At 67.9% G+C, this 2,508-nt stretch carries 4 protein-coding genes and 1 pseudogene; 2 read left to right on the top strand and 3 right to left on the bottom strand.

Features of this window, described 5'->3' with window-relative positions; translation table 11 throughout:
* A pseudogene (locus tag ABYB95_RS21485) lies at positions 1–222 on the top strand (acyl-CoA dehydrogenase); the annotation flags it as partial.
* A 5-nt stretch (positions 223–227) separates the two neighbouring features.
* Positions 228–701, top strand: coding sequence for an SAM-dependent methyltransferase (locus tag ABYB95_RS21480; RefSeq protein WP_372661732.1), 474 nt, complete (start codon positions 228–230; stop codon positions 699–701).
* On the opposite strand, the gene ABYB95_RS21475 is transcribed toward ABYB95_RS21480, so the two are convergent.
* From ABYB95_RS21475 to ABYB95_RS21465, 3 genes are all read right to left on the bottom strand, one after another.
* On the bottom strand, positions 680–1,342 hold the full coding sequence (locus ABYB95_RS21475; RefSeq protein ID WP_372661729.1) for a glutathione S-transferase: 663 nt from the start codon (positions 1,340–1,342) through the stop codon (positions 680–682). The genes ABYB95_RS21480 and ABYB95_RS21475 overlap by 22 nt on opposite strands.
* Before the next feature lie 126 nt (positions 1,343–1,468).
* Complete coding sequence (locus ABYB95_RS21470; RefSeq protein WP_372661726.1) at positions 1,469–2,062, bottom strand: hemerythrin domain-containing protein; 594 nt, start codon at positions 2,060–2,062, stop codon at positions 1,469–1,471.
* A gap of 1 nt (position 2,063) precedes the next feature.
* Positions 2,064–2,508, bottom strand: a 445-nt coding sequence (locus tag ABYB95_RS21465) for a hypothetical protein (protein WP_372661723.1), incomplete at its 5' end; no start/stop codon positions are given.

Below are 2,508 nucleotides of genomic sequence, written 5' to 3'. Positions count from 1 at the left end.
TGCCCCGACGTGGGCAAACCGCGCAGCGGCGGCCTGCTCGACTTGATGACGGCGCTGGACGCCGCGCGCGTGGTGGCGCCAGATCTGCCCGCACTCAACAAGGCGCTGCGGCGCACGCGCTCGCTGGAAGAGGCCGCGGCCACGGCCAGCGATCCGGTGGCGGCGCTGGCGTATTTGCTGGCGGCCGACCGGGTGATCCAGGTCGACGACTTCGCGCCCTGACGCAGATGCCCATCCAGATGCAAGCCATTGGCTGGGTGCGCGGTGGACGCCGCGAAGCCAGCAAAGACCATTGGGGCGACAACCGTTGCCGCATCGAACTCGACACCACCCGTTTCACCGCCGAGGCGCTGCTCGGCCTGGAAGCGCTCTCGCACATCGAGGTGCTCTACCACTTCCACCTGGAAGCCGACGAAGCCACCGAACTCGGCGCGCGCCATCCGCGCAACCGGGCCGACTGGCCGCGCGTGGGGATTTTTGCGCAGCGCGGCCGCATGCGGCCCAACCGCATTGGCGTCTCGGTCTGCCAGTTGCTGGCGGTAGAAGACACGGTGTTGCAGCTCATGGGCCTGGACGCGGTGGACGGCTCGCCGGTGCTCGATATCAAACCCGTGTGGTCGGGTTACCTGCCGCGCGGCGAGCTGCGCGAGCCCCCATGGGCGCGCGAGCTGATGGCGTCTTACTGGCGCCCGAAAGCCTGAAGCGGCGCCTGCCCGGGCTGCCAGGGCCGGGCCTTGTCCATAACGCCGGTGAATTGTGGGCTCTCCAGCCAGTGCCGCAACCAGCGCCGGGTCGCCGGCCAGGGCGAAGTCTCGAACCAGGCCGCGTCCACCGCCGCAAACTGCCGCACAAACGGGAAGATGGCCACGTCGCTCAAACAGGGCGCCGCACCCCCCAGAAACGCGGCTTGCACCAGCCGTTCTTCCAGCGCGGCGAGCATGGCGTCTTGTGCGTCGCCACGGTATTCGGTCTGGCTGCGCCCGGGGTAACGGTCGGCGTACTTGTAGCGGTCCAGCGCCTGTTTGAACGGGCCGTCGTTCTGCGCCACCAGTTGCTGGTTCTGCGGGGCTTCGGCCGCTGGCAACCAGGCTTGCGGGTCGTTGTGCCGCAACGCCCAATGCATGATGGCCAGGCTCTCGTCGATCACCTGGCCATCGGCACAGCGCAGCACCGGCACCGTGGCCTTGGGTGAGAGCGCGATCAAGGCCGGGGGCTTGTTGCCCAGCACGACCTCACGCAACTCGACCGCCACACCCGCACTGCGCAAGGCCATGCGCGCGCGGATCGCATACGGGCAGCGCCGAAACGAATACAGGATGGGCCAGTCGGTGTTCATGGACATGCCATCTTCGCAGAACCGACGCCGCCCGGCGGCGTGCGCTGGCCGCGCCTCCTACGGGCTTGCATTCAGGCGGAGAGGAAGGCGGGAGCCGCAGACTGTGCTGTAGCCCGCCAAGGCGAATCCGTATCAGACCGGGCCGGTGGGCTTCACACCCCGGCGTTGCATCATGTCTTCGCCCATGGCCGCCAAGGCCGTCTCTGTGAGCTGGACCTGCGCCGCCGGGTAGACCAGCTGGTCTTCGTCGTCGAGGTGCTGGCGGTACAAACCGGCAAAGCCGTTCAGCGCGGCGCTTTGCCACGCGGTCAAAGGCCGCCAGCTGGCGGGGCTGGCATCGGCCACCACTTGCAGCACCGCCTTGGCGCCCACCCAGGCCACGCCCATTTGCCGGTGGTCCTGGATCAAGCGCAACACCAGCGCCTTGATGGACGCATCGGGCCCGGCCATCAGGGCCGGAAACACGTGCCGCTCTTCGTCCTCGTGGTGCAGCGGCGCGGCCAGGTCGAAGTAGCGCATCACGTCGCGCGCGGCCTGCGCGGCGCTGTCGTCGAAACCCTTTTGTTGCAGGTGTTGCTGCAGTTTCACGATCAAGGTCAGCATGCGTTCCACCCGCTCGTGGCAGGCCGCCAGCATCTCGAACGGGGCCTCAAAACCCGCGCCCGGCGCGTGGTATCCGGGCAGGTTGCGCGGCTTCTGCGGCAGGGCGGATACGCGGACTTTCATGTCAGGCCATGCTCACCGGCAGACCCGCGTGGTCGAACGGAATCAGCGTCTCGAAACGGCCCCGTTTCACCTGCTCGACCAGCTGGTCCAGCGCCTGGGTCGTGGCCTCGTCGCTGGGCGCCTGCCCGGCCACCCCCGAGAGTGCACCGGCCAAGACAAAGCGCCACGAAAGACCGAACGCATCGGCCTCTTCGGTGAGCGCGGAAAACGACAGCAGCTGCTCGGGCCATTTGTCCACACACATCAGCGGCACCAGGGCGCCGCCATGGCCGGCTTCGAAATTCGCCCGTTGTTCGGGCGTGCAATCGTCGGGCAGTTCGGCGCCCACGAACACCAGCAACAGGCGCTGCGGATCGGACTGGCTGCGGGCGACTTCGAGCAAGTGGTCAAAATTCTGGATGTGCATGGTGCGGGTGTTCGAGGGTTGGGGGTTCGGTGCGGCGCGC

It is taken from the genome of Hydrogenophaga sp., from assembly GCF_041633695.1.
Taxonomy (GTDB): domain Bacteria; phylum Pseudomonadota; class Gammaproteobacteria; order Burkholderiales; family Burkholderiaceae_C; genus Hydrogenophaga.
Note: the sequence above shows the minus strand (reverse complement) of the source record. Positions and strands in the feature narration are given on the sequence as shown.